The organism is Acutalibacter sp. 1XD8-36, from assembly GCF_009917525.1.
In the GTDB taxonomy this organism is placed as follows: domain Bacteria; phylum Bacillota; class Clostridia; order Oscillospirales; family Acutalibacteraceae; genus Acutalibacter.
This window is the reverse complement of sequence record NZ_QZDU01000052.1, coordinates 1-1,278: the sequence shown is the minus strand read 5'-3', so window position 1 is coordinate 1,278 and position 1,278 is coordinate 1. Positions and strand designations below refer to the sequence as shown.

Here is a 1,278-nt window from a genome sequence, read left to right as displayed (position 1 = left end):
TACAATGGGGTCGTCTTTTTCGAATCCTTCGTCATAAATACTCAAATCAATTTCATCCAGAACCTGCAAATTAAACCCGATGTAGGGAACCCCGCTTTCCTCTTTATATTTCTCACGATTATCAAGCTTTTCACTATAGTACCGAACCATCTCCTCCTCCGAGACAGCCAGCTTGTCGTGCTCATAGTCGGCAAACGGCGCCAGCCCGTTCCCTATGTGGTCTATCACCGCGATTGCCGCGAGGGGCATATGTGGCCCACCGGAGAGCATATCCTCCCATTTCATATCCTTCGACGGCGTATGTTCAACATCGGACTCCCGAAAGGCTGTAGTAGCAACTGTATATGTCATCGGCAGCAAAAGCTGCCCTTTTTCTGTTTTTCCTGCCTCCATCACCACCGGGGTCAGCTTATCCCACTCCATGAACTGTGCATTTTCTATATAGCTGTCCAGCGCCAGGAACATATTTCTTTTCATTGCCTGCTGGGGAAATTTGAACAGCGGCTGGGACTTGACATATCCGCTACTATAGTCAGGTTCGTCGCCCTTTGTCTTCATGTGATAACCGGTGCCGGTCCGGCACACAAAGACGTCCGGGCCTCCGCCGGACATCATTTCTGTACGCAGACCGGTCAAATATACGTCCCGCTCGTTCTCCCTGATAGGAGCTATCTCGACCTCAACAGAGGACGGCCCACCCATATCCGCTATCTTGTCCTGAAGGCTGACACCTTCCCATTTTCCGTGGACATATTCCTTGCCATAGTTCGTAAGCTCGTCTTGGAGCCTAAGATATATATTGCTTCCATATTCGACATCGATGAGGACCTGCAGCGGGGAAGAATTCTTCTCTTCTGCGGCATTTTCTTCGGAGTCATAAGATGAAACCCCTTCCAGTGTAAGGTTTTCCTCAGTTTTACACCCTGTTATCGCAACAAATAAAGTTAGGAAGCATACGGCAGTAAACAACATAGAAATTCTTCTCATAAACAGTCATCCATTCTAATAAATCTGTTTGGAATTAACGATAACAATAGACTTAGTTTCCCAAGTCTATTGTTATACAACCGCTACTTATCTACGGAAAATGTATGGAAGAATTATACTGTCATGATGGTACATGTACTCGTGACAGTCTTTCTGTCCATCATTATTCTTGTTCCGCAACTACTGCACACGACTCCTATGTACTGATATGATTCAAAGTGATTATGCGGCTTGTCCGAGTTATCACATGTTGCTAAAACATATCCATTCCCAGCCCAAGTTATAGTCCTA

General features: G+C 45.9%; 1 protein-coding gene. It reads right to left on the bottom strand.

Annotated elements, in window-relative coordinates:
* Nucleotides 1-987, bottom strand: a 987-nt coding sequence (locus D5270_RS16450; RefSeq protein WP_166545095.1) for a hypothetical protein, incomplete at its 3' end; no start/stop codon positions are given.
* Nucleotides 988-1,278 lie beyond the last annotated feature (291 nt).